Origin of the sequence: Pseudarthrobacter sp. S9, from assembly GCF_050156545.1 — a bacterium.
GTDB lineage: Bacteria > Actinomycetota > Actinomycetes > Actinomycetales > Micrococcaceae > Arthrobacter.
The window spans coordinates 1,568,371-1,593,789 of record NZ_CP189576.1; the positions used below are offsets into that span (position 1 = coordinate 1,568,371).

Below are 25,419 nucleotides of genomic sequence, written 5' to 3' on the forward strand. Positions count from 1 at the left end.
CGGTCACCGGACAGTCACCGGCAGTCATCCCTGTGCCGCGGACTGGAGCCGCTCCAGGGGCACGGAGCCAACGAAGATGCGGCCGTCGTCGAGGATCAACACATTCACGAGCGCGGTGGACAAGAGCCGGCCGCCGGGGACGGGGACAGTGGCCTGCTGGAGCAGCGAAGCCGCTCCCGACGTCGACCCGCCGGTCTGGTCCGGCGACGGCTGCTGGGGCGAGGCCTGGTCCGGCGCCCCAAGACCTGCCGGTGCTCCGGTTCCCGCGGGGAACCCGATGACGGACTCCCAGCCGGATCCGGTGACGGTGGGCCGGTGGGCGTCCTTCGAGGTCTTATCCGACGGCGTCCTGACGTCCTCCGACTTGTGCGCCGGGACCGGTATCTCCTTGACGGTGGCGCCCGGCGGCGGAGTGAAGTTGAAGACTGATGCGTCCGGGGCCTCGAGCTTTAAGCTGGTGAAAGCGATCCGGAAGGCGGGATCGGCCTGCCCGCGGGCCTTGATCTCAACGCCCAGCGGCAGCCCGCTCTGGCCGTCAACCGAGATCGCGATGGACGCGACCAGGGTGGTCGAAGACTTCGGGGTGAGCATGAGGTTGTACGCGGCCCGGCCGGCCACCTGGACATCGGGGCCGACAGCCACGTCCGTGCTTGCGTCGAGTTTGGCGAGCAGCGTGGCGGCGAGCCGATCGGGCGTGGGCATGGTGCCGTTGTGGTCCGCGTGGCGGTCGGCGGCGTCGGCCGGCAGCCGGACATGCGCTGCGGTGTTGTCCTTGGAGTTGTAGAACCACAGCTCGGTGCCGTGCCTGATGGCGTTCCGTTCAGCCATCCGGTCCATCACCTGGACACGGGCGTTGTCCGGCCCGTCGAGATAAACCCGCGCCGTGTGCGGACCCGTCAGCAGCTCGAGCCAGGCGGTATCGGAGGAGTCGGCGCCAGGCCCGACTTTAGGGAGTTCAGGAAGGCCGATCTCCGAGGCCTGCTCCAGGGTTCCGGAGAGCGCCTGGTCGCGGTGCTGGGCAATCAACTGCAGCACTTGCTCCGGCGTCTTGGCCGGCAGGGGATCCCCGGCGCTTGCCGGGGATCCGGCCAGCACACCGGCGGCGATGACAGCAGGAACGGCCACGGCGGGCAGCCAGCGCAGCCATTTGCGGGTCATTGTGACCGCGCTTCAAAAACCCGCGCTCCAAGAATCCGCGCTCCAACATTGCAGCTCATAGTTCAACACTACGCCTCACTCCGACTCGGCGGCGTGCTACTTGAGGACATTCACGGTCAGTTCGACTGCCCCCAGCAGGAGCGCGAGGACAGAGGTGCCGAGCCCGGCAACGAGCAGCAGCCCCGGATGGGCGAGCCCCACCGCTACCCGCCTGAGCCGCGGCCTGAAGCGCAGGAACTTCTTGGGCACGGCGCCCGGCCCCGGTTCCTGTTTCCAGCCCCTGAGCCTGCGGAGGAACCAGGCGCAGCGGATGATGAACGCCAGCCACAGCACGGATACCGCGAGGGGAATCGCGGCCAACAGGAGGTTGAATCCCACGGACGTGACCTCCCGCTCTGATGCGCCGACGAGCGACTGGATGGTCGTAGAGATGGAGGCGCTCATGACCACCGATACGCCCCACACGAGGAAGGCCGCAATGAGGGCGAGGAAGCGGACAAAGAAATGGCCCAGCACCGAGTCCCGCCGCGGCTTCAGGAATCTGCGGGGTGTCGCATGCAGCAGGGCGATAGTCGCCAGCAGTGTGGGCAGCGCGGCCATCCCGACCAGCACATACCAGGACCAGCCTGCGAGGTCGACAAATTCGTCGGCAATGATCAGGGCCGCCCAGAATCCGGTCCAGGCCCAGCCGGCAGTGAGCGGACGCCGCACCAGCCACCCCGGCAGCCAGGCATCCTCGTCCCGGGGCAGCGGACGTGGCGTAGGGCTGTCTGCTGCGCCCACCGACGGGGCCCCGGGGCCGTGCTGTTCACTCATGGCCCCACTGTAGCGAGGCATCGGCCCCGGCACCGTGGACTCCCCCGCCGGCCTGACGGCACAATCAGCGGCACAATCGGCGGCACAATTAGCCCTGCGCTACGGTGCCGGCGGCGCCGTCGACCGTGATGTTGTGTCCCGTGGAAATCCTGGCGGTGGCGTCCGGCACACCGACCACCGCCGGGATCCCGTATTCCCGGGCGACGACGGCCCCGTGGGAGTTGGGTCCGCCCATTTCCATCACGAGTCCTCCCGCCGTCAGGAACAGCGGCGTCCAGCCGGGGTCCGTGGACGGGGCGACCAGGATCTCGCCGGGCTCCAGGTGCGCCCCCTGCGGGTCCAGGATCACGCGGGCCCGGGCGGTAACGGTGCCGGCCGAGGCCGGCGTGCCGGACAGGAGCCCCGCCGCTGCCCCCGCCGCCGCGCCTGCCGCCGCGCCGGCCGGCCCGCCCGAGACGGTCTGCAGCGCTTCGGGCTCCGTACCGTCCGAGAGCAGCACCCGGGGAATGTGCCGCCGGCCGAGTTCAGCCACGTAGGCTTCGCGGCGCTGGGCCACGATCCCGTGCAACAGGGTCCCGCCCAGCCCCTCGTGCGCTTCGGCGAAGTCAAGGAAGAAGATGTCATCGGCTGCGTCGATGCGTCCGGCCGCGGCCAGCTCCGCCCCGACGGCCGTGAGCTGTTCCCGGACCGCGCCCAACGCCTCCACGAGGTGGTACTTCGGCAGTTCACGCAGGCCCGCGAACATCCGGGTCCGTTTCAGCGCGGCCCGCACCAGCCCGGCCCGCAGGCGGCTCCGCTCCCGCGCCGCGGCCACGAGCCGCTCCACCTGGGCCTCCGCCTCGCGCGCCGCCTTGCTGAACTTACGGTCCGGGGCTTGGGCGGGATCATCGAGCCGCAGATAGTTGGCCAGGACCCCCAGAATATGGGTCGGGTCATCGGACCAGCGTGGCATCCCGAGGTCTATTTCCGCCACCGCCCGGTGGCCGTAGCGGCCAAGGAAGCCTGACAGCCCGGACTGCACGACGGCGGGAAGCTCGCCGGAGCGGTAGCGGCGCGCCAGCTCCGATACCGCCGCATCGGAAGACACTGCTTCGGCGAACACCGCGGCAGATCCGGCGTCGGCCCGGATCGCAGAGGCGAGCCCCCACAGGTCCAGGCCCATTTCAGTGGTCACGTTGTTGGGGAGTCCCCTCAGGACCGACTGCAGCTCCCCCGGCTCCGCCCGGCCGCCCACCAGCTTCCCGGCCACGGCCAGCAGGGCGAAGCCCAGGGCCGGCAGCGGCAGGATGTTGGGAACCACCGGGAAGACTTCCCGTCCCAGGATGCGCTCAGCGTGGTCCAGCCGCTGCGCCGCAGTGGCGCCGGCGGGCACAACGAGCGAGGTCCTGAGCCTCTCGCCGATGCGTTCGACCCGGCGGAGTGCAGCCTCGGGACGGACAAGGGCGCGGACCACAGACTCCGGCACCCTGGCCCGGGCCGCCACGGGGGCGATGTGCCGAAGGAGCCGCCGCGGGGACGTGTTGGTGACGGACAGCCTGGCATCGGTGAAGAGCCGGCGTAGCACAGTGGCGGACCGCGCCTCCATGACGTCGAACACCCGGGGGACGATCGCCCGGCCCGTCTTGCTGCGGACCACGGCCGTGAGGTCGAAGAAGATACGCTGCCCGGCCTCTGCGTACGGCGACGGGCCGTTGCGCGGCTCCGGTACGTCAAAGTGCGCTGCCTTGGCCACGGATGAGGCGATGAGTCTGATGCCGGCCAGCCCCATCGGTGTCAGCGGGCGGGTCAGCCCCTGGGCCAGGCTGAAGCACAGGTAGACGCGCAGCCCCTCTCCCGCCGGGGGCTTCTGGGGAAGGGGGTAGAGGGTCGTGATGGGCCTGGACTGCGTCAGCCACAGGGCGCCGTCCCCGCCGATGGCCCATTCGAGGTCCTGCGGCGAGCCGAAGTGCACCGCTGCGCGGCGGCCCAAAAGTTCCAATGCGGCGAGCTGGGCGTCGTCCAGGCTGGCGGCGGACCCCGCACCCGGCTGTGGGACCCGCTCGGTTCCGCCGCCTGGCAGCGGACGGATGACAAGGCTTTTGTCCCCGATCCGTCGTTCCAGGATCTTTCCAGTGGCGCCGTCCAGCACGAAGTGGTCCGGGTTGACGGCCCCGGACACCACCGCCTCGCCGAGCCCGGTACTGGCGTCGATGACGGCCTCGTGCCGCCGCCCGGTCACCGGGTTTGCCGTGAACAGCACTCCTGCCACAGCTGCGTCCACCATGCGCTGGACCACCACCGCGAGCGATACGGTGGACGGGCCGATCCCTTGCGCGGCGCGGTACGTCACAGCCCGGTCCGTCCACAGCGAGGCCCAGCACTTCCGGACGGCGGCCAGCACGGCCTCCGCGCCGACCACATTCAAGAACGTGTCCTGCTGGCCGGCGAAGCTGGCAAACGGCAGGTCCTCGGCCGTGGCGGAGGACCTCACCGCGACGGCAGCGTCCGCGCCCAGCGCGGCGTAGGCGGCCCGCACGGCAGCGTCAATGTCGGCGGGGACGTCGGCACTGAGGACCAGTCCGCGGGCCTTCGCGGCGAGCGCGGCCAGCGCCGGCAGATCATCCGGGGCGGAAGCGGCGAGGGCGCTGTGGACCTCCGCAAGCCCGGCGGGCGCCGTGGCGCGCAGGTACGCCTGCGTGGTCAGGCAGAACCCGGCAGGAACCGGCAGCCCGGCCCGCGCCAGTTCGCCCAGGTTCGCCGCTTTGCCGCCGACCTCGGGCAGCATGTCCCTGCTGATGAGTCCGAGCGCGAGGACCAGATCGTGCCGGGACGTATCCTCGGCGCTGAGCTGCTCCATCGGCCGACCTTCCTTCCAGCGTCGAAAAAGAAATCCTGAACGCTAGGAGTCGCCAAGCATGGGGCCGAAGCTCGGCCTGTCCGCCAGCCTCGGGTCATCGCGGTCGGGGACCACCATGACAGGGCCCTTGGCGTGGTGGAGGACGCCGTCGGACGTGGATCCCAGCAGCATTCCGGCGAATCCGCCGCGCCCGCGGGTTCCGACGACCAGCAGTTCCACGTGCCGGCTGGCCTCGACGAGGATGTCGACGGGAGAGCCGTCCACGAGCTGCGTCTCCACGGTCAGGCGGGGGAAGTGGCTCTTCAGCCATGCCATTCCGGCGTCGAGCTGGACCTTGATATCGGCGAAGAGGGCTTCACAGTCCATCGGCGCGGGCACCCACGCCAGCGAACCGCTGTACTGGGGTACGGCGCACACCACCCGCAGCGGGGCCGAGAGGCGCTCGGCCTGCGCCGCCGCCTCCAGTACCGCCACGCGGGCCTGTTCGGAGCCGTCCACGCCCACCACCACGACGTTCTCGACGGGCTGGCGGCCGGACTTCGCCCGCTCGGCGAGGACGTGCTTGTCATCGGTGGTTTCACCCAGGCGGTCGGCGCAGATCAGGGGCACGGTGACGGTGGGGCACTTTGCGTGTGCCGGCAGTGCGCTGCTGACGGAGCCGAGCAACCGGCCAACGAAGCCGCCCCGGCCGCGGGTGCCGAACACCAGGAGTTCCGCGGTCTCGGTCATTTCCAGCAGCACCCCGGACGCGTCCCCGTTCTCAACGGAGGCGTCGACGTCGATGTTGTAGCCGGCGACCTTGGCCAGGGCCTGCTTGAGGATTGCCTCGGCGCCTTCACGGATCACGGAATCGTCCACCGTGGCGTAGCCGCCGTCGAGCCCTGAGGCGGCGAAGATCGGAACCGAATAGGCCGTCACGATGTGCAGCGGACGCTGCCGGCGTTCGGCCTCGCGGGCGGCCCACACCAAGGCGCAGTGGCTGTGGTCCGAGCCATCCACGCCGACCACGATCCCCCGAGGAGGCGCCGACTCGCCGCCGGTCTCCCCTGCCGGGTCCGGTTGCACCTGTTCACGGCCCATGGGGTCCGCCTCCTCGCGATTCTTGCATGATGTTGCGGCTATTCTGCCAGAAGTGTCAGCGTGCAGCGTCCACCGGCATCGCGCCCCGGAAACTGCACGCAAGAACCCCTGATTTTCCTCACTATTCTCGGTTATCTACCAACAAGCAAGCTGGCGCCAGGGAGGCCTCGGGCGGTCAGATGGCGAAGGTTTTACGCAGAGTTAACCGCCGAGTAACACGGCGTCCAGCGGCGCGGGACGCAGGGGTTTTCGGCTCTCCGCGGGCGCGGGAACACGGAGAATCCCCCGCCCAGCCAAATGCCTGGCGGGCTCTATCCACGGCACGGAATCTTGGGTAGTCTTCGAGGCATTGCTGAAACGGGACCCGTGTTTCAGACCGCAACCCTCTGAGGGAGCTAGCGTGAGGACCGGGCCACGGAACGCGTTCGGGGTGTTTACCCCGTAACCGGCACCATTCGAGGAGGTACCCTGCAGTGTCGAGCATGCCTGTGTACGGCGGGATTGAGCGGACCACCGCCGTAGTCATCGGCACGGGGCTCTCCGGGCTGGCCGTCGCCAGCGAACTGCAGCGCCGCGGGGTGTCCTCCATCATCGTGGACGGTCTCGACCTGCTGGGCGCCGGGCACCCGGCCAACACCTCCTCACTCCAACGCTGTGACGCCGCGGACGCCGCCAGCCTTAAGGAGCGCAACGAAATCCTGCGGCACCTGCGGAACTATGCCGCAAGCCACAAACTGGACATCCGCAACAACGTCCGGGCCCTGCAGCTGGACCACCTCGACGCCGGTGTTCCCGGTTCCCCCACGCAGCAGTGGGCCGTCCGCACCCCGGGCGGAGTCCTCCTGGCGGATCACCTCGTGCTGACCCGCTGCGCCCACAGCCAGCTGCGCCGCATGCTCTCCGAGCTGGGCGTGGCCGCGGGGCAGAATCTGATGGCGGCGATGCACGCCATCGGGATGTACCTCGTGGGCGTGGGCGAACTTATCACCCCCACGCCCAAGGAAGTCCTGCGGCAGGCGAAAGTGGTGGGTCACGCAATTTTCACCAAGGTCCACCCGGACGGTTTTCCTGCCGTCCTGGCCAGCGGCTTCGCCTTGGCTGCGCCCGCCTGAGCGGCCTTAATCTTCGCTTTCGCGCTCACTGCGCGTGGCTTCGGTCCCGGGCTGCTCGTCGCCAGCCGGGGTGAGGCGCCTCTGCGTCATCAGGCCCAGGGCCACCAGGATACCCACGGCCGTGCCGACGAAGATAACCAGGCTCCAGGGAAACGGTTCGGAGGCGTTCGGTGCCTTCTCCGGCGCGGCGGTGGTGCCCGGCTGGGCGGTGCCCAGCGTGGGGACAGCCGCCGCCGTCGAGCCCGCTACCCCTGCCCCTGCCCCTGCCCCTGCCGTGACGGTGAAGGTGAAGGTGCCCTCGATGGGGTGCCCATCGGAACTGGCGACGCGCCACGCGACGGTGTACAGCCCCGCCGGGGCTCCGGACCTAAGCTTCTGCGAAGCGACGTTGTCCACGATCTCCACCGCGCCGTCGGCCCAGTTGGTCCCCCCGGCGTCGGTCACCAGGATCTGCGAGCCGAGCGCCAGCGGATTCCTGCTGAACGTGACCGAGACCTTCTCCGGCGCTGCTGCGAGGGTGGCGCCGGAGGCCGGGCTGGTTGATTCAGCGGCATCGTGCGCGGACGCCGGCCCGACTCCGCCAAGCAGGACGGCGGCGAGGACCACGACCCCCAGCAGGGCGCTCAGAAGCTGTCGGATGAGGCGCATGGGGGAATACTCCTTGTGTTGGTTTCCTTACAGACTAGGCGAAAACGCCCGTCTGCCGGGGCAGCGCCCCATAGGATTCAAGCAACACCCACATCTCCCGGAGGACCAATGCTCAAGCAGGGCTCTGCACTCGACCGGTATTTCAAGATTTCCGAGCGGGGGTCGAACTTTTCGCGCGAGATCCGGGGCGGCTTCGCCACGTTCTTCGCCATGAGCTACATCGTGGTGCTGAACCCGCTGATCCTCTCCGGTCCCGATTCCTCCGGCGCCACGCTTGGTTTCCCTGCCGTTGCCGCCGTCACCGCCTTCGTGGCCGGCATCCTGACGATCCTCATGGGGGCCTGGGCCAAGCACCCGTTCGCGATGGCAACCGGGCTGGGCGTCAACGCCTTCGTCGCCGTCTCGGTGGCCACCAACCCCGGCCTGAACTGGCCGGACATGATGGGCCTCGTGGTCCTTTCCGGCGTCACCATGCTAATCCTGGTCCTCACCGGGTTCCGGACCGCCGTGTTCAAGGCCGTTCCGGACGGCCTGAAGACCGCGATCGTCGTCGGCATCGGCCTGTTCATTGCCCTGGTCGGGCTGGTCAACGCTGGCTTCGTGCGCCGCATCCCGGACGTCGCCGGCACCACCGTCCCGGTCGGCCTGGGCTCGGACGGCAAGCTCCTGGGCTGGCCCACCCTTGTGTTCGTCTTCGGCCTGATCCTGACCATCGCCCTCGTGGTCCGCAAGGTCAGGGGAGCCATCCTGATCGGGATCGTCAGCTCCACGATCCTGTCCGTGATCCTGGAATTCACGCTGCACATCGGCCCGAGCTTCGACGGCAAGAACCACAACCCGCAGGGCTGGTCCCTCGTGGCGCCCAAGTTCACCGAATGGGCGGCCCCGGACCTATCCCTGATCGGCAAGGCCAACCCGTTCGGCGGGTTTGAACACCTGGGCGTAGTCGCCGCGACCCTGCTGGCCTTCGTGATCCTGTTGAGTTTCTTCTTCGACGCCATGGGCACCATGGTGGGCCTGGCCACCGAGGCCGGCACGATCGACAAGGACGGCAACATCCCCAACGTTGACCGGGTGCTGCTGGTCGACGCCATGGGTGCCATCGTCGGCGGCGGCGCTTCGGTCTCCTCCAACCAGATCTACGTGGAATCGGGCGCCGGCATCGGCGAAGGCGCACGGACCGGCGTGGCCTCGATCGTTACGGGCCTGCTATTCCTCGTCGCCATGTTCTTCACACCGCTAATCAACCTGGTTCCGTTCGAGGCCGTCGCCCCGGCCCTCGTCGTCGTCGGCTTCATGATGGTGTCCCAGGTCGGCAAGATCGACTGGCAGGACTGGGGCATCGCGATCCCCGCCTTCCTGACCTTCACCCTGATGCCGTTCACGTACTCCATCGCCAACGGCCTGGGCGCCGGCTTCATTGCCTTCGTCCTGATCCGCACCTTCCAGGGCCGCGCCCGCGACGTCCACCCGCTCATGTGGGCGGTCGCGGCGGCGTTCCTGCTGTTCTTCGGAATCGGCACCATCGAGGCCGCCCTCGGGATCCGCTAGCCCCGGTCTTTCCTTCCGCCGAGGTGAGACTTGACGCCCATGTTTCTCGACAGCATGGGCGCGAAGTCTCACCTCGGCGGCGTTTCTCCCGTTTGAAGGGAGGATTCCGGGATTCCGGACAGTCCGACGGCGGCGCGGCTGGTTTTCGGGCGCCGGCTGCGGTGAGCTAGGACCATGGTTTCTCCTGCACCCTCCGTCGACGTCCCGCCGCAGCCCTGGACCGGGCGGTTCGACGGCGAGGGCGCCGAACACCGGCGCTGGTGGCAGTCCGTCACCTCCTACGTTCCGCATGCCGCCCCGAGGACGGTCCCGGCCCCGGCCACGTACCGCACGCGTCCCGCCGTCATCCTCGGCTTCGGCAGCGATGAGGGCGTGCGCCGCAACAAGGGCCGCACGGGTGCCGCGGCCGCCCCCGCCGCCATCCGCGCCGCGCTCGGGCCCCTCGCCTTCCACCTCGCCCGGGACGTGCACGACGCCGGCGACGTCACCGTCGCTGGGCAGTCCCTGGAGGCCGGCCAGGCGCGCGCGGGGCTGGCCATCACCAGGCTGCTCGACGCCGGCCAGCTGCCCGTGGTGCTCGGCGGCGGGCACGAGACCGCCTTCGCCAGCTATCTGGGTGTGGCCGGTTCGGCCGCGGTCCGCGAGGGCCTGCGTGTGGGTGTGCTGAACCTGGACGCCCACTTCGACCTCCGCGATGAACCCGTGCCCAGCTCCGGCACGCCGTTCCTGCAGATGGCCCGCGCGGAAGCCGCCGCCGGCCGCGAACTGCGGTACGCCGTCGTCGGAATATCCGAGCCGAACAACACCCGGGCGCTGTTCCGCACCGCCGAGGACCTGGGCGTGGACTACCTGCTGGACGAGGACTGCTCGGCGGAGGCCGCCCACGCGTTCGTGGCGGCGTTCCTGGCGCAGGTGGACGCGCTCTACCTGACCATCGACCTGGACGTGCTGCCGGCATCGGTGGCGCCCGGGGTGAGCGCGCCGGCCGGGTTCGGTGTCCCGCTGCCGGTCATCAGCGCCGTGTGCCGTCAGGTGGCCGCGAGCGGAAAGCTGCTGCACCTGGACGTGGCGGAGCTGAACCCGGAGTTCGACGTCGACGGCCGCACCGCGAAGGTGGCCGCGCGGCTGGTCAATACGCTGCTGGGGTAGCCGCGGGCGACTCATTCCCGTCACCCGGGGCAACCCGCCGTCACCTTCCGCAACCTTGGACAAGCTGGGGAAACTTTCTTGGAGACCCTCTGCGGGCGTGCCTAGTCTCGTTTCACGTGGTCTGCCCGAGGGGCCAGGGATCTGCCTGCAAATCAGCGCACGCGGGTTCGAATCCCGCCACCACGTCTCAGTTGCTGACCGCGCAACGCCTACGTGACGGCGCGCAGCCGCACCGCCATGAACTGCCTCCCGGGCAGCTCAAGGCTGAAGCGCCCTTCAACGGATTCCGGGTGCGTCTCCACCGTCATGTTCCACGTGTCGATCAAATCCACCTCGTAGCGCCTGCCGGCCGGCCGGCACCATGAAAAAGGTGGTCCTGTGACTCAGGCGGTATCCGATCATGGAATCACGGGACACTACAAGTCAACCGGTTGGCCAATACAAGAATGCCAGACAGCCGCCCACAAAATTACTGCGCGGCGTCGAATCCGTCCAGCAGCCGCCGGGACGCGGTCTCCATGTGCGAGCGCATGGTCAGTGTGACCGCCGAGGCGTCCCGCGCCGCGAGCGCCGCGAAGATCTCACTGTGCTCCTTGAAAGCGGCCGCGGCATGGCCTTCATCGGTGAGGGCGCGGTCCACCCAGATGCGGAGCAGGGAGCGGATGCTCTGGAGCAGCTCCTGCAGGACTTGGTTTCCGGAGCTCACGGCGATTTCGCGGTGGAATGCGGCGTCCGCCTCGACGAAGGCTGCCAGGTCCTCGAGGTTGTCGCCCATCGTGCTCAGGCTTGCCCGCATGCGGCCGAGGGCCTCGTCGGTGATCCGGCCGGCAGCAAGCTGTGCGGCTTGGACTTCCAGGCCGCTGCGCAGCTCCACCAGTTCCCGCGTCCTGGGTGCCCCAAGCATCAGGCCCCAGCTCAGGGTGCGCGGGAGGAGCTCGGAGATGCCGTCACGCAGGTAGGTCCCGGATCCGGGCCGGACAATCACGATGCCCAGGATCTCCAGTGCCGCCAGGGCCTCGCGCACAGCGGATCGTCCCACGCCGAGGGATGCAGCGAGCTGGCGCTCCGCGGGCAGCCGGGTTCCAACGGCAATGTCGCCGCTGGTGAAGTAGGCCAGAAGGCGTTCAGCGACTTCAGACACCACGGATCCCTGGCCCAGGGAGCCGAGTGCGGCGCTGATCTTGGCCGTCGACGCGGCGGAGTTCGTGGACACAGTCAAAGCCTAGCAACCGGCTGACCAATTGCGGGGCAGGAGCCCGAGCAGGTTCCCACCGCCGGGATCGCCGCCGTCGGACTCCTGCCGAGCGGAAATGTCAGACGTCAACCGGTTGACCAATTTGAAATTCAGTCCTATGGTTGAAATCACACGCTTTAGCCGTAGCCGGCCCCACTGGCAAAGGCACTGAGACAAACCCAGCGCCTCCAGTGCAGGAAGCCCGGGACACCAACATCTAGGAGTCAATGTGGACACCACACAATCGGTGGTCGAAAAATCTGCAATCAGGAAAGTGGCGATCCGGCTGGTGCCGTTCGTCGCCCTGATGTTCTTCATCAATTACCTGGACCGGACTGCCATCTCCTTCGCCGGTCCCAATGGCATGAACTCGGACCTTGGCCTGTCGGCAGCGCAGTTCGGTTTCGCGTCCGGCGTTTTCTTCATCGGCTACATCCTGCTCGAGGTTCCCAGCAACCTGGCGCTGCACAAGTTCGGCGCCCGCCGCTGGCTCGCCCGCATCATGGTCAGCTGGGGCATCGTCTCCCTGCTCTTCACCTGGGTGGGTGGAGTGGAACACCTCTACATCCTGCGCTTCATCCTCGGCGTGGCCGAGGCGGGCTTCTTCCCCGGCGCCATCCTCTTCCTGAGCCTCTGGGTCCCGTCCCGGCACCGCAGCAAGATCCTGGCCCTGTTCTACCTGGCCCAGCCGCTGACCACCGTCATCGGAGCCCCGCTCGCCGGCGCCCTCATCCAGCAGCACGGCTTGTTCTTCGGCCTTGAAGGCTGGCGCTTCATGTTCTTCGGCGTTGCCATCCCCGCCATCGTGATCGGTGTTGCCGCCTGGTTTTACCTGGCTGATTCCCCGGCGAAGGCCAAATGGCTGACAGCCGATGAGAAGACCTGGCTGACCGGCGCTCTGGAGAAGGAAAAGAAGGAAACCGCTGCCAGCAACAAGCACGTCAGCGTCCGCACCGTCTTCGGCAACGGCCGCGTCTGGATGCTGTCCGCTATCTACTTCGGCTTCATCTACGGCCTGTACGCGCTCGGCTTCTTCCTGCCCACCATCATCGCCGGCTTTGAAGGGCTCTACGGGACCAAGTTCGATGTCCTTCAGAAGGGCCTCATCACCGCGATCCCCTACCTGCCTGCAGCCTTTGCCTTGTACTTCTGGTCTAAGGACGCCACCAAGCGCGGCGTCAAGACATGGCACATCGCGCTTCCTGCCCTGACCGGCGCCGTCAGCATCCCGCTGGCACTCTTCGCCGGCTCACCGGCCGCCACCATCGCCGTCATCACCATCACGGCCATGTCCATATTCGCCGCGTTGCCCAACTTCTGGACCGTGCCCACCCAGTTCCTCACCGGTGCGGCAGCCGCAGCCGGCATCGCCCTGATCAACACCGTGGGCAACCTGGCCGGCTTCAGCGCCGGCTACGTCACGGGCTGGCTCAAGGACTGGACCGGCGGCTACACCGTACCGATGTTCGTCGTCGGCGGCTTTATGCTCCTCTCCGCCATCCTCATGATGTTGCTGAGCCGCTCCGGCAAGGTTAGCGAGGGAGTCCCCGCAGGGGCCCTGGACGAAGCAGGGGCCGGCCACCACAGCCAGGCCTGACAGACCAGGGGGGCGTCCTCCTCATCCGAGGACGCCCTCGCACCAACCCGCCCGCCGCCACCGACGCGGCGCCCCGCACACCCCGAATCACGACTTCCCTTTAGATAGGTCCAGGAGTTCCGCATGACCCGCCTGTTCAATGAACCTGCAGCCTTCGCTGACGAAATGATCGAGGGCTTTGTCGCCTCCCACGGCCGCTGGGTAAAGCGCGTCTCCGGCGGCGTGGTCCGCAACACGCAGAGCACCCCGGACACGGTGGCGCTCGTGATCGGCGGCGGCTCCGGCCACTACCCGGCCTTCGCGGGCCTGGTGGGCCAGGGCCTCGCCCACGGCGCCGCCATGGGCAACCTCTTCGCCTCCCCCTCGGCACAGCAGGTCTACAACGTGGCCAAGGCGGCCAACAACGGAGCCGGCGTCCTGCTGGGATACGGCAACTACGCCGGCGATGTCCTGCACTTCAGCCAGGCCCAGGAACGGCTCCGCGCCCAGGGAATCGACTGCCGCAGCATCGCGGTCACCGACGACGTCTCTTCCGCACCGCTGACCGAACGGGCCAAGCGCCGGGGCATCGCCGGGGACCTCACCGTCTTCAAGGTGGCCGCCGCGGCCGCCGAAGCCGGCTACTCCATGGATCAGACGGTGGAGATCGCTGAGCGCGCCAACGACCGCACCCGCTCGTTCGGCGTCGCCTTCACCGGCTGCACCCTCCCCGGCGCCGACCATCCGCTCTTCTCCGTCCCTCACGGCCGCATGGCTGTGGGCATGGGCATCCACGGCGAGCCCGGCATCGGCGAGACGGACATCCCGACGGCGGACCAGCTCGCCGGGCTCCTCGTCGCCAGGCTGCTCACCGAGATCCCGGAAGACCGCGACGGCGCTCCCTCCCCCGGTGCCGGGGACAGCACGCGCCGCCGCGTGGTCCCCATCCTCAACGGCCTGGGCAGCGTCAAGTACGAGGAACTCTTTGTGGTCTACCGCCGCGTGGCCCAGCTCCTCGCCGACGCCGGCCTCGAGGCCGTCGACCCGCAAGTGGGCGAGCTCGTCACCAGCTTCGACATGGCCGGCACCTCACTGACCCTGTTCTGGCTCGACGGCGAACTCGAATCCCTCTGGAAGGCCCCCGCCGACGCGCCGGCGTTCCGCCGCGGCGCCGTCACCGCGGCAGCCCTGGAGGCCGGCGACGGCAGCGAGCTCGCCGACGTCGAACTGTCCATCCCGGTCGCCACCGCGGAATCCCGCGCCGGTGCCGTCCGGGTCCTGGCCGCGCTCGGCGCCGCGAAGGCCGTAGTGGACGCCAACGCCGATGAACTCGGCCGGATCGATGCCATCGCCGGGGACGGCGACCACGGCATCGGCATGGAACGCGGCGTCCGTGCCGCCGTCGACGCCGCCACCGATGCCGTCGCCCGCGGCGCCGGAGCGGCCACCACCCTGCACATCGCCGGTGACGCCTGGGCCGACAAGGCCGGCGGAACCTCAGGTGCGCTGTGGGGCATGGCCCTCCGGGCTGTCGGGGACGCCCTGAGTGATTCCGGCGCCCCCGACGCGGGAGCCGTCGCCTCCGGGGTGGCCCAGGCCGCCGCGGCCATCATGGAATTCGGCAAGGCCAAGCCGGGCGACAAAACGCTGGTTGACGTCCTGGTCCCGTTCCGCGACGCCCTCGCGGCCGGCGTGGCGGACGGGCTGTCCCTCGATGGTGCCTGGGGAACGGCCGCCGGGGTGGCCGAGCAGGCTGCTGAAGACACCGCCCGGCTGCTGCCTCTCTTGGGCCGCGCACGCCCGCATGCCGAGAAGAGTCTGGGCACCCCTGATGCCGGAGCGGTGTCCATGGCCCTGATCGTCCGAGCAATTCACAACACCCTGGTTAAGGAGAAAGCATGAGCGCCAAACTGCGCCTCGTCATCGGAGCCGACGACGCCGGGTTCGAATATAAGGAAGCCCTCAAGGCTGACCTGGAGGCCAGCGAGCTGGTCGAATCCGTCCAGGACGTCGGAGTGGATGCCACCAGCCACACCCCCTACCCGTCCGTGGCCATCGCCGCCGCAGAGCTCATCGCCGCCGGCAACGCAGACCGCGCCCTGTTGGTCTGCGGAACCGGACTGGGAGTGGCCATCGCGGCCAACAAGGTTCCCGGCGTCCGCGCTGTCACCGCCCACGACAGCTTCTCCGTGGAACGCTCCGTCCTGAGCAACAACGCCCAGGTCCTCACCTTCGGCCAGCGCGTCGTCGGGCTGGAACTGGCCCGCCGGCTCGCCCGGGAATGGCTGACCTACACGTTCGACGAAGCGTCCGCCTCCGCCGAAAAAGTCACGCTGATTAAGGACTATGAGGGTGTCACTTCCTGTTAAGCCCGCCACCGGCAGGGCATCCAAGGCCATCATCGGCGTCAGCCTCAAGATGTACTTCGGCTACGGGCGCACGCTCGAATGGTGCCGGGAAGTGGCCACGATCGCGTCGGCACATCCGGCGGTCCGCAGCGGTGACATCGAGCTGTTCGCCCTGCCGGCCCACCCTGTGCTCGCCGAAGCGGCACAGATCCTGCGCCATGCAGGGGCAGCCGCCGGCGCCCAGGACATCTTCTGGGAGGACGAGGGCGCCCTTACCGGCGAAGTTGGCGGAAAGATCATCGCCGAGGTCGGCGGCCAGTACGCGGAAGTAGGCCATGCCGAGAGGCGCCGCATCTTCGGCGAGGACGACGACGTGATCGGGTTCAAGACCGCCGCCGCGTACCGCAACGGATTGACCCCTGTCCTGTGCGTCGGGGAACCCGTCCGCGGAACGGCCGCCGACGCCGTCAGGCACTGCATCCGCGAAATCGAAGCCGTCCTGAACCGGGCTGAAAGCCTCGGCCAGGCGGGACGGACCATCGTGGCCTACGAGCCGCAGTGGGCCATCGGCGCAGCAGCACCGGCCACGCCGGAATACATCAGCGCCGTCGTCACCGGACTGGACGCGCACCTGCGCACCCTGCCTGGGCAGGCGCACAGCAGGGTCATCTACGGCGGCAGCGCCGGACCCGGCCTGATCGGCCAGCTGGACTCCGCCGTCGCTGGCCTGTTCCTGGGCCGTTTCGCCCATGATCCGAACGCGCTCAAGACCATCCTGGACGAGACCGGCGCACGGATTGAGCTCCTGGCCGGAACCGGGGTGCACGCATGAGCAGGATCGGCCTGAGCAGCTACGCGTTCTTCTGGCAGCTTTCGGACAAGGTCGCCGAGCCGCTCAGCATCCACCAGACGCTGGAGCGGACCGCGGCTCTGGGCGTGAAGCTCTTCCAGATCTGCGACTACACCCCGCTGGAATCCATGACGGACCAGGAACTCGAAGCCGTCCACGCCACCGCTGATTCCCTGGGCGTAGCCCTGGAGCTGGGCACCAAGGGCATCCGTACGGAACACCTGCGGAAATTTCTACACATCGCCGGGGTCCTGGGGGCGCCGCTGCTGCGGACCATGTTCAACGTCCCGGGCCACACGCCCACCGCGGACGAAACGGTGGCGATTTTCACCGAGGTCCTGCCCGAGTTCGAGGCAGTCGGAGTGAAGATCGCGGTGGAAACCTACGAGCAGGTCCCCACTTCCCGGATCCTGGACGTCATCCGCCGCCTGGACAGCCCCTACCTGGGGATCTGCAGCGATCCTGCCAACACCGTGGCAGCGCTGGAGTTCCCGCGTGAGGTGATTGACGCCGTCGCGCCGTATGTCTTGAACATGCACATCAAGGACTTTGCGTTTAGCCGCAAGGAGGGGTGGGTCGGGTTCACATATTCCGGCGCGCCGCTCGGCGAAGGCCTTCTGGACTATGACTACATGGCCGGAAAGTTTCAGCCCAACGAAAGAAACATCAACCAGATCGTCGAACACTGGCTGCCGTGGCAGGACTCCGAGGCGGAGACCATCCGCCTCGAAAACCAGTGGACCCAACAAAGCCTCGATTTCCTAAGGAGCAAGTGAAATGTCAGCTGAACAATTGACCGTCGCCGTCATCGGGGCCGGAGGCAAAATGGGGATGCGCGTTTCCGCCAACCTCCAGAAGAGCAGCCACACGGTGTTCTACAGCGAGAACTCCCCCGCCGGGCAAGAGCGCGTCCGCGCCGAAGGCCGTGATATCGCCAGCACCGAGGACGCCATCAAGGACGCCGACGTCGTGATCCTCGCCATCCCGGACACCGTCCTGGGCATCGTGTCCGAAGGCGTCGTGCCGCGGATGAAGGCCGGCTCCATCCTGCTCACCCTGGACCCGGCCGCCGCCTACGCCGGGCTGCTGGCCAAGCGCGACGACGTCGTCCAGGCCGTTGCCCACCCGTGCCACCCCTCCGTGTTCCTGGAGCGAACCACCAAGCAAGAATGGGCCGACACCTTCGGCGGGCAGGGCGCCCCGCAGAACGTGGTTGCCGCCATCGACGAGGCCGCTTCCGAGGCCGCCCGCGCCGCAGCCGAAGCCACCATCCGCACCATTTACGCGCCAGTCATCGACGTCCACTGGGTCACGGTCAAGCAGCTCGCCATCCTGGAACCCACCCTCGTGGAGACCGTGGCCTGCATGATCGGCACCCTGCTCAACGAAGCCCTGCACGAGACCGTCCACACCGCCGGCGTCCCGGAGGAAGCCGCCAAGGCCATGCTGTTCGGGCATGTGCAGATCGCCCTGACCAACGCCCTGCGCGGGTCCAACCCGTTCTCCGAGGCCTGCGAAATCGCCATCCAGTACGGCAGGGACACCATCATCAAGGACGACTGGAAGAAGATCTTCGACGACTCCGAGCTAGACGGCGTGATCGCCAAGATGCTCAAGCTGGATGCCGTACGGCGCTAAACCGTTTCGGCGTGACACCGGCGGCACGCCGCCCACCTTGTGTGGGCAGCGGGCCGCCGGTTTTTGGTCTGAGCTTCCGGTCGAAGCCGGTTCAGCTGCCGTGCGCCGGGTTCAGGGCTTGAGCTGTGGCAGGCACATGCAGCGGATTTCAAAGAGCGGCAGCCCGGGCGGTTCCTCGCCGTGGCCGGTGGAGACCACGTACTCGTCCTCCAGCATGTAGGTGGGCAGCTGCGGGACTGATAGGCGTTATACCGGGACGGGTACACGCACTGACCGCTGATGTCGTACGCCGGCAGCGCATACGGATCACGAGGGCTGTGCACCGTCGGGAACAGGCCGTACGGTAGTGATGGTTCCGGTCCGTGGGAAACGGAATGCCCTGCATGGGTTCGTCTTCCGGCGCGTGTGGGTCGCTCAGCCCACTCGGCTGACTAAGGTAAGGATAACCTAACGCGCGCCGGCCTGTCAGTTCACCCGACACACTCCGACACCAGACGGGCGCCGCTAGGTGGCTGGTGTCGAACGGGCGTTGCGCGGGGCGGGGCTGAGAGGGATACCGGCTGCGGAATAGTTGAACGCCGGCTTCTGGGTCGCTGATTTCCGGCGAGGGATCCCCATCATGGGCTGAGCGGCGGCGTCCAGGGCCGTCACAGGCGCCTTGGCGACGTCCATGTGTCCCCGTGGTCTGCCCCTGGGCCTCAGGCCGGGGCGACTACCCATCCTGAATGGGTGGTTTTGCTCAATCCCAGGACGCCGAGGCGTGCGAGGTTGGTCGCGGCTGCCAGGATGGAGAAATCTGCTGCGACCTTGTCCCGGCCGCGGACTCTGGCTCTTCGTCCGCCGTGTTTACGGCGCATCAGGTGCCCGATTTTGCGTTCGACCTTGGGACGGGTTGCCCGGTATTCGTCACGCCAGGCCGGGTCTTTCTGCGTGGTCCGGGCCCTGGCCAGCTCGGCCTCGTACGGGCTGATCGTGATGGTGCGCCCGGTCCTGGCACTGGTGCAAGCAGACGCCAGCGGACAGGTGGCACACGCCGTGCCGAAGGCGGCGGTGCCCCCACCGGCCTTGGCCGGGCGGATGGGCACCGATACCTCCGCCGGACAGGTCACCGTACCGGCGCCGGTATCGATGACGAACCGGTCCTTCGCGAAGCGCCCGCCCGCGGCCGCCGGCGGCTGGACCTTGACCATCACCGCGGCCCCTGCCGTCTCCAGCTCCCGCAGCAACGCCCCCGCCCCGTAGGCGGCGTCACCATAAACAGCCAACGGCCCGGGCCCGGCACCGGCGTCCTGTGTCCCGTTCACGGCACTATCTGCCTCCCGATCGATTACGTCGGTGGCTGGTCCGTCGGGGCGCGCAATACTGTCGCCTTCCGCCTCCCCGGCTCCGGCCTCCCCAGGCTGGGCCTCCCCGGCTCCGGCGTTCGGGGGTGCGGGCATGTTCAGATCGGAGGCGAGCAGATCCGCCGCCGGTGCCGCATCGCCGGTGTTGCCGGCGGTGACCTTCGTCGCGGTGATGATCTCGGTGTCCGGGTCGATGGCCAGGTGCCCCTTGTAGCCGTCGAAGCCGCGAGCCGCTGTCTTGTGCCCGTGGCGGGCCTGCGGATCGACGGTCGAGATCACCCGGTCCTTTGCGACCCGCCGGGCGATATGGAACACCCCGTCCTCGTGGCAGTCCAGGTCCTGGCCCACCACGGTGGCCAGCAGGGATGCGGCCTCGAGGACCGCCGTCCCCGGCTCGCGGCCTTCCAGCAGTGCCAGGGCCGCCATCGCGTCCCTGGCCAAAGCGTCCACCAGTCCCTTCCGGGCGGCGGCATCGTCGTAGTCACAGACCGGTTTGCCGGCCTGGGCGTAGTCGTCATCGCGGGTCAGTACGGCGCGGAGTTCGGCTTCCAGCCCTGGCTCGGCGGCTTTGAGCAGGCCCCGGATGCCCGAGCGCACCAGCGTCACGGTGTCCATGGTGGCCACCGCATCATAAAGCGGCGTCGAATCCAGCACCCGCTTGCGCCCCACCAGACCGGCGGCTTTGGCCGCTTCCAGCGTCACATCGAAGATCCGGTCCGGGCGCGTCGAGGCGGCCAGCCGTGCCCGCATGTCCACCAGCACCGTGTGCACGAATCCCGGGTAATCAAAGGCCAGCCCGCCGGCAGCGTATTTCCATCGTGCATCGAAGCAAAACCGGTCTACTGCCTCCCGGTCCGAGCATCCCTCGATGCGCTGCAGCACCATCACGACCGCCACGATCATAGGTGGCACGCTGCGCCGGCCCACGTCGGTGAACAGGTCCCCGAACAGCCCGTCCGGGAACAGGTTGAAGCACTCCCGATGAAGAACGGCGTAAATCGAGTCCTGCCCGATTCGTCCCTCACAAAAGGACACTGTCGTGCGCAGCAGATCACCCTGTGTAGGCGCCAAACCTAAAGTCATTGACCGCTCCGGGACTTGATGGTTCACTCCACCACCATTTTCCCAAAGTGATCACCGCAACCCGGTCAGCGCCACGCGAAAAACACCAGCCACCTAGATCAGCCCCAGAGCGAGCATGGCGTCAGCCACCTTGACGAAGCCGCCGATGTTCGCGCCCAGCACGTAGTTGCCCGGGGCCCCGTATTCGTCCGCCGTGGCGGCGCAGCGATCGTGGATGCCCACCATGATCTCCGTGAGCCGCTGTTCGGTGTGCTCGAAGGACCAGGAGTCGCGGCTCGCGTTCTGCTGCATTTCCAGGGCCGACGTCGCAACACCTCCCGCGTTGGCGGCCTTTCCCGGGCCGAAGAGCACTCCGGCGTCCTGGAAAACCGCGACGGCGTCGCGCGTCGAGGGCATGTTGGCCCCCTCGCCGATGGCCACCAGGCCGTTGCGGACGAGCCGGGCGGCAGCATCGCCGTCGAGCTCGTTCTGGGTGGCGCAGGGAAGCGCGACGGTGGCGTCCACGTCCCAGACGGAGCCGCCCTCGACATAGCCGACGGCCGCGCGGCGGACCGCGTACTCCTTGAGCCGTCCGCGCTCCACTTCCTTGATCTCGCGGAGCAGTGCCACGTCAATCCCGGCTTCATCCACGATGTAGCCGGTGGAATCGGAGCACGCCACCACGGTGGCACCCAGGGACTGGGCCTTGGCGATGGCATTGATGGCCACATTTCCCGAACCGGAGACCACCACGCGCTACCCGTCGAACGAGCCGCCGCGGGTCTTGAGCATCTCCTGAGTGAAGATCACCGTGCCGTAACCGGTCGCTTCGGGCCGGACCAGCGATCCGCCCCAGGAGATCCCCTTGCCGGTGAGCACGCCAGATTCGTAGCGGTTGGTGATGCGCTTGTACTGGCCGAAGAGGTAGCCGATTTCCCGGCCGCCGGCGCCGATATCCCCGGCCGGGACATCGGTGTACTCTCCGATGTGGCGGTACAGCTCGGTCATGAACGACTGGCAGAACCGCATGACTTCGCCGTCCGAGCGTCCGCGGGGATCGAAGTCGGAGCCGCCCTTGCCGCCCCCGATAGGCATGCCGGTAAGGGCGTTCTTGAAGATCTGTTCGAAGCCGAGGAACTTGACGATGCCAAGGTACACGGAAGGGTGGAAGCGAAGGCCGCCTTTGTAGGGACCCAGCGCCGAGTTGAACTCCACCCGGAAGCCTCGGTTGATCTGCACCCGGCCGGAATCGTCGGTCCACGGCACCCGGAAAATGATCTGCCGTTCCGGTTCGCAGAGGCGCTCCAGGATGGCGGCTTCGAGGAATTCCGGGTGGCGGTCGTGGACCGGGCCCAGGCTTTCGAACACCTCCGTCACCGCCTGGTGGAACTCGCGTTCACCTGGATTCCGTGCCAGTACCGTGTTGCGGATCGTTTCGAGCCGTGCGTCCATTCAACTTCCTTGTCCTCGGGGCGCGCTTGCTGGCGCGTGGCAACCCATGAACAGTTATGGTGGCACCGGCGCGCTCCCCGGTTCCAACCGAACGGATTGCGACAGGTGCGGCCTGCGACCGGACTGGCTCAGCTGCCCGACGGCGGCCCGCCGGCCAGGGCCTGCTGCAGCAGAGCCTGGGCCGACCACCGCATAGACGCAACCGCCTGCTCCCGGGTGAGGCCGCCGATGTCGGTGAGCCAGACGAGGGCCTCGATGCCGATCGCGCTCCGAATGGCAAGCGCCAGGGACCGGACCTCGGCGTCGGTCAACCGCTTCCTGAGCGGAAGCAGCGCCTCCTCGATCCAGGCGATCGCCCGGCCCTGACGCAACGGCAGCGAGGCATCGACGGGCTCGCGCTCGAGGGAGAGTCTCAGCATGGTTCGCTGCTGGGCCTCGGTGCCAACGATCAGCCGCGCGAACTCCAGCACGACGGCGTCCAGCCGTGCCGCGGGCTCCTCGGGTGCGTCGGCCGGCAGAAGCGACTCCCGGGCAGTCTCCGGATGGGCCGCGGCCAGGAGCTCGCGCTGGCTTGGGAAGTAGCGGTACGCGGTGCTCCGGGCGACTCCGGCCGCGGCCGCCACGTGGTCAAGGGTGGGAGCCTCCCCGGCAGCTACGGCCTCGCGGGCTGCCGCCACCAGAGCCTCGAAGGTCCGGCGCTTCTGCCCGGTACGGCCGGCGTCCTGGTAAGGGGTTGACATGGACTTTATGGTACTCCAGTCTTGTTATGGGACAAGCGTCCCATAAGTTTCTCTTCGAAGAGGCGATCCCATGGCAACGGTCAGCATCCCGGCAGCGATCATCCGCACGGAAGGCCAGGGCGAGCGCCGCTGGTTCTTCGGTGGAGGAGTCCACATCTGGAAGGCCAGGGCCGCTGAGACCGGCGGGGCTTTCCTGTTGTTCGAGGACCGTATGGCAGGCGGCAAGATGACGCCGCTGCACACGCATCCCGATTCGGACGAGACCATGTACATCCTGGAAGGCGAAATCCTGATGCACATGAACGGGGAGGAGCACAGGATCGGCGCCGGCGGCCTGGCTGTAGCGCCCCGCGGCGTCCCGCACGCCTTCATGGTGGTTTCCGAGTCCGCCCGGATGCTATGTCTTCATACTCCGGGGTGCTGCGAGGCGTTCTACTGGGACGCGAGCGCTCCGCTCTCCCCCGGCGCCACCGGCGGTGACGGCGCCGGCCCCGTGGACTTGGGGCCGGTGGACTTCACCAAGGTCCAGGAATCGGCACGCAGGAACGGCGGCATCGTGCTGCTGGGCCCGCCCCCGTTTGCTCCTCGCTGATGGAGAGCCGGGCCCGGACCCACGCCGCGTCAGGCCCAGGCTGCAGAACTGGCCCAGTTTCCCGTACGAAGCAACGCCAGTTGCCCCGCGATTCGGGCGCCGCCCGCCCAAAACCGGGCCAGTCCAGTTGAGGCCGCCGCACGGAACAGCCCGGCACGCCCGGCCCCCGGGCGCAGAAAGTCCCCGCCCTCTGGACCTGCCCCGCTGGATGCGGAGACCGGCCCGGAAGACGGGGACTTTCGGGTGGGTGCGGCTAGCTGCGCCGAACCTGCACGCCGTCGGACTTCAGGAAGAGCTGCGTCTCGGACGGCCCAGCCGGGACCAGCCAGAGCACGTTGCCGCTCAGCGAGACTTCTTCCACCTCACCGGCTGCCAAAACCTGTGCGTGCTTGAGGATTTCGACCCGCTCGCCGGCCTTGAGGCTTCCCCAGTCGGAAACCGTGGCAGCGGATGCAAGGCGTCTGGACATGACCGTCCCGCGTGCTTTCATTGAACTTTTACCCCTTTGTATATGTTCGTTGCCACAACATCATTGGTGTGGACTTTCTTTTCTACTACACTTTCCGGGCCCCCGGTGGCCGTGTCGCCATGTATTTCGGGGGCGCCGGAAAATGTTCAGCTGTAGTGCATTTTGTTTCTTCTCAGGCGAGATTTCCGACGGCGGATTCGGCCGCCGCCCGGACCTCGCCCGACGCGACCAGAAGGTCAGCCGCCTCCAGCTCCGGCGACAGGAACCTGTCGGTGCCAGGACCCTCGACGACGGTGCGCAGCGCCGCGATAACGGCCGCGCCCGCCGGGCCCGGGGTTAGCTCGCCGGCGGAGAGCTGCGAGCGGATGTCCAGAGCCCGGGCGGAGGTCACCAGCTCGATCGCCAGGACGCGGCGCAGGTTCTCCACGGCGCGGCGCAGCTTGCGGGCGGCGTGCCAACCCATGGACACGTGGTCCTCCTGCATCGCCGAACTCGGGATCGAGTCCACCGATGCCGGAACGGCCAGCCGCTTATTGTCCGAGACCAGCCCGGCCTGCGTGTACTGCGCGATCATCAGCCCGGAGTCGACACCCGGGTCCGCGGCCAGGAAGGCCGGCAGCCCGTGCGAGCGGGCCGGGTCCAGCATCCGGTCCGTGCGGCGCTCGGCGATGGAGCTCAGGTCCGCGACAGCGATGGCCAGGAAGTCGAGCACGTAGGCCACCGGGGCGCCGTGGAAGTTGCCGTTGGAGCTGACGCGGCCGTCGGGCAGGACCACGGGGTTGTCGATCGCGGCGGCCAGTTCGCGCGAGGCCACGAGCGCGGCGTGGTCTACGGTGTCGCGGACGGCACCGGCCACCTGCGGGGCGCAGCGCAGCGAGTAGGCGTCCTGGACCTTGGTGTCATTGATCCGGTGCGAGGCCACGATCGGCGAATTCGACAGGACGCGGAGCATGTTGTCCGCGGACGCTGCCTGGCCCGGGTGCGGCCGGAGCGCGGCGTGCAGCTCGGGCAGGAAGACCTGGTCCGTGCCGAGCAGCGCCTCGACGCTGAGCGCGGCGGTGATGTCCGCCGTCGTGAGCAGCTGGCGGATGTCCGCGATGGCCATCAGCAGCATGCCCAGCATGCCCTCGGTGCCGTTGACGAGGGCCAGGCCCTCTTTCTCGGCCAGCGTGACGGGGGCGATCCCGTGTTCGGCGAGGAGTTCGGCGACGGGGCGGCCGCCCTTGGTTCCATACAGCGTGCCGTCCGGGCCCGTGGCTTCGCCCTCACCCATGAGGACCAGGGCGCAGTGGGACAGCGGCGCGAGGTCGCCGGAGCAGCCGAGCGAGCCGAATTCGCGGACCACGGGGGTGATGCCGGCGTTGAGCACGTCCACCATGGTCTGCAGCACCACGGGGCGGACCCCGGTGCGACCGGAAGCGAGGGTCTTGGCACGCAGGAACATGATGCCGCGGACCACCTCGCGTTCCACGGCCGGGCCCATGCCGGCGGCGTGGCTGCGGATCAGCGACTTCTGCAGCTGGGTGCGGAGTTCGTTGGGGATGTGCCGGTTGGCGAGGGCACCGAAGCCCGTGGAGATGCCGTAGGCCGGGACCTCGCTGTGGGCGAGGTCGTCAATGTGGGCGCGCACCTTGGCGACGGCGTCGAGGGCTTCCCGGGAAATGGTCACCTTGGCATCGTGGCGCGCGACGGCGACAATGTCCTCGGGGGTGACGCCGCTGGAGCCGAGCGTGACGGTGGGTGCGTGGGTGGTGATAGTCATGAT

The 25,419-nt window shown here is 68.2% G+C and carries 21 protein-coding genes, 1 tRNA gene and 2 pseudogenes; 11 read left to right on the forward strand and 13 right to left on the reverse strand.

What is annotated here, in order from left to right; genetic code table 11:
- Positions 1-24: 24 nt before the first annotated feature.
- The 4 genes from ACQCSY_RS07410 to ACQCSY_RS07425 all read right to left on the reverse strand — a co-directional run bounded on the left by ACQCSY_RS07410 (position 25) and on the right by ACQCSY_RS07425 (position 5,890).
- Complete coding sequence (locus tag ACQCSY_RS07410) at positions 25-1,158, reverse strand: LolA family protein (protein ID WP_427134461.1); 1,134 nt, start codon at positions 1,156-1,158, stop codon at positions 25-27.
- Between the two features lie 96 nt (positions 1,159-1,254).
- Positions 1,255-1,974: a hypothetical protein gene (locus tag ACQCSY_RS07415; RefSeq protein WP_427134463.1), complete on the reverse strand. Its 720-nt coding sequence runs from the start codon at positions 1,972-1,974 to the stop codon at positions 1,255-1,257.
- 88 nt (positions 1,975-2,062) lie between these two features.
- Entirely contained in the window at positions 2,063-4,810 is a 2,748-nt protein-coding gene (locus ACQCSY_RS07420; protein ID WP_427134465.1) for a PEP/pyruvate-binding domain-containing protein, read from the reverse strand.
- Positions 4,811-4,852: 42 nt separating this feature from the next.
- Positions 4,853-5,890, reverse strand: coding sequence for a universal stress protein (locus ACQCSY_RS07425; protein WP_427134467.1), 1,038 nt, complete (start codon positions 5,888-5,890; stop codon positions 4,853-4,855).
- A 482-nt stretch (positions 5,891-6,372) separates the two neighbouring features.
- Here ACQCSY_RS07425 and ACQCSY_RS07430 point away from each other — a divergent pair, with 482 nt between their 5' ends.
- Positions 6,373-7,002, forward strand: a complete 630-nt coding sequence (locus ACQCSY_RS07430) for an FAD-binding protein (protein ID WP_427135732.1) — start codon at positions 6,373-6,375, stop codon at positions 7,000-7,002.
- Between the two features lie 6 nt (positions 7,003-7,008).
- Here ACQCSY_RS07430 and ACQCSY_RS07435 read toward each other — a convergent pair whose 3' ends face one another.
- Positions 7,009-7,650, reverse strand: a complete 642-nt coding sequence (locus tag ACQCSY_RS07435; RefSeq protein ID WP_427134469.1) for a copper resistance CopC family protein — start codon at positions 7,648-7,650, stop codon at positions 7,009-7,011.
- A 108-nt stretch (positions 7,651-7,758) separates the two neighbouring features.
- Here ACQCSY_RS07435 and ACQCSY_RS07440 point away from each other — a divergent pair, with 108 nt between their 5' ends.
- The 3 genes from ACQCSY_RS07440 to ACQCSY_RS07450 all read left to right on the forward strand — a co-directional run bounded on the left by ACQCSY_RS07440 (position 7,759) and on the right by ACQCSY_RS07450 (position 10,537).
- Positions 7,759-9,201 carry an NCS2 family permease gene (locus ACQCSY_RS07440; RefSeq protein WP_427134471.1) on the forward strand — a complete coding sequence of 481 codons (1,443 nt, stop codon included), beginning with the start codon at positions 7,759-7,761 and terminating at the stop codon, positions 9,199-9,201.
- A gap of 174 nt (positions 9,202-9,375) precedes the next feature.
- Complete coding sequence (gene hutG, locus ACQCSY_RS07445; protein WP_427134473.1) at positions 9,376-10,350, forward strand: formimidoylglutamase; 975 nt, start codon at positions 9,376-9,378, stop codon at positions 10,348-10,350.
- Between the two features lie 114 nt (positions 10,351-10,464).
- A tRNA-Cys gene (locus ACQCSY_RS07450) sits at positions 10,465-10,537 on the forward strand.
- A 22-nt stretch (positions 10,538-10,559) separates the two neighbouring features.
- On the opposite strand, the pseudogene ACQCSY_RS07455 reads toward ACQCSY_RS07450, so the two are convergent.
- A pseudogene (locus ACQCSY_RS07455) lies at positions 10,560-10,691 on the reverse strand (DUF5605 domain-containing protein); the annotation flags it as partial.
- A gap of 128 nt (positions 10,692-10,819) precedes the next feature.
- Complete coding sequence (locus ACQCSY_RS07460) at positions 10,820-11,563, reverse strand: FadR/GntR family transcriptional regulator (protein ID WP_427134475.1); 744 nt, start codon at positions 11,561-11,563, stop codon at positions 10,820-10,822.
- A gap of 250 nt (positions 11,564-11,813) precedes the next feature.
- Here ACQCSY_RS07460 and ACQCSY_RS07465 point away from each other — a divergent pair, with 250 nt between their 5' ends.
- From ACQCSY_RS07465 to ACQCSY_RS07490, 6 genes are all read left to right on the forward strand, one after another.
- Entirely contained in the window at positions 11,814-13,181 is a 1,368-nt protein-coding gene (locus tag ACQCSY_RS07465; protein WP_427134477.1) for an MFS transporter, read from the forward strand.
- A gap of 123 nt (positions 13,182-13,304) precedes the next feature.
- Positions 13,305-15,062 carry a dihydroxyacetone kinase family protein gene (locus tag ACQCSY_RS07470; protein WP_427134479.1) on the forward strand — a complete coding sequence of 586 codons (1,758 nt, stop codon included), beginning with the start codon at positions 13,305-13,307 and terminating at the stop codon, positions 15,060-15,062.
- The gene (locus tag ACQCSY_RS07475; protein ID WP_427134481.1) at positions 15,059-15,529 is read left to right on the forward strand and encodes a ribose-5-phosphate isomerase; all 471 of its coding nucleotides are present in this window, start codon (positions 15,059-15,061) and stop codon (positions 15,527-15,529) included. The genes ACQCSY_RS07470 and ACQCSY_RS07475 overlap by 4 nt, the downstream gene beginning before the upstream one ends.
- Positions 15,513-16,340: a triose-phosphate isomerase family protein gene (locus ACQCSY_RS07480; RefSeq protein WP_427134483.1), complete on the forward strand. Its 828-nt coding sequence runs from the start codon at positions 15,513-15,515 to the stop codon at positions 16,338-16,340. The genes ACQCSY_RS07475 and ACQCSY_RS07480 overlap by 17 nt, the downstream gene beginning before the upstream one ends.
- A complete protein-coding gene (locus tag ACQCSY_RS07485) occupies positions 16,337-17,134 on the forward strand; it encodes a sugar phosphate isomerase/epimerase family protein (protein WP_427134484.1) in 798 nt (265 codons plus the stop codon). Before ACQCSY_RS07480 ends, ACQCSY_RS07485 begins: the two co-directional genes overlap by 4 nt.
- A gap of 1 nt (position 17,135) precedes the next feature.
- A complete protein-coding gene (locus ACQCSY_RS07490; RefSeq protein ID WP_427134486.1) occupies positions 17,136-17,996 on the forward strand; it encodes a phosphogluconate dehydrogenase C-terminal domain-containing protein in 861 nt (286 codons plus the stop codon).
- Between the two features lie 504 nt (positions 17,997-18,500).
- Here the strand turns inward: ACQCSY_RS07490 and ACQCSY_RS07495 are convergent.
- The 4 genes and pseudogenes from ACQCSY_RS07495 to ACQCSY_RS07510 form a co-directional block, all read right to left on the reverse strand.
- Positions 18,501-18,668: a hypothetical protein gene (locus ACQCSY_RS07495; protein WP_427129472.1), complete on the reverse strand. Its 168-nt coding sequence runs from the start codon at positions 18,666-18,668 to the stop codon at positions 18,501-18,503.
- Between the two features lie 26 nt (positions 18,669-18,694).
- Positions 18,695-20,422 (reverse strand): transposase, encoded by a 1,728-nt coding sequence (locus tag ACQCSY_RS07500; RefSeq protein WP_427129474.1) that lies wholly within the window; start codon positions 20,420-20,422, stop codon positions 18,695-18,697.
- A gap of 93 nt (positions 20,423-20,515) precedes the next feature.
- Positions 20,516-21,853, reverse strand: a pseudogene (gene gdhA / locus ACQCSY_RS07505) (NADP-specific glutamate dehydrogenase).
- A 128-nt stretch (positions 21,854-21,981) separates the two neighbouring features.
- A complete protein-coding gene (locus ACQCSY_RS07510) occupies positions 21,982-22,593 on the reverse strand; it encodes a TetR/AcrR family transcriptional regulator (protein WP_427134488.1) in 612 nt (203 codons plus the stop codon).
- A 70-nt stretch (positions 22,594-22,663) separates the two neighbouring features.
- On the opposite strand from ACQCSY_RS07510, the gene ACQCSY_RS07515 reads away from it, so the two are divergent.
- Positions 22,664-23,185 (forward strand): cupin domain-containing protein, encoded by a 522-nt coding sequence (locus tag ACQCSY_RS07515; RefSeq protein WP_427134490.1) that lies wholly within the window; start codon positions 22,664-22,666, stop codon positions 23,183-23,185.
- A 253-nt stretch (positions 23,186-23,438) separates the two neighbouring features.
- On the opposite strand, the gene ACQCSY_RS07520 is transcribed toward ACQCSY_RS07515, so the two are convergent.
- Both ACQCSY_RS07520 and hutH read right to left on the reverse strand, forming a co-directional pair.
- Positions 23,439-23,675: a hypothetical protein gene (locus ACQCSY_RS07520; RefSeq protein ID WP_427134491.1), complete on the reverse strand. Its 237-nt coding sequence runs from the start codon at positions 23,673-23,675 to the stop codon at positions 23,439-23,441.
- A gap of 151 nt (positions 23,676-23,826) precedes the next feature.
- Positions 23,827-25,416: a histidine ammonia-lyase gene (gene hutH, locus ACQCSY_RS07525; RefSeq protein ID WP_427134492.1), complete on the reverse strand. Its 1,590-nt coding sequence runs from the start codon at positions 25,414-25,416 to the stop codon at positions 23,827-23,829.
- Positions 25,417-25,419 lie beyond the last annotated feature (3 nt).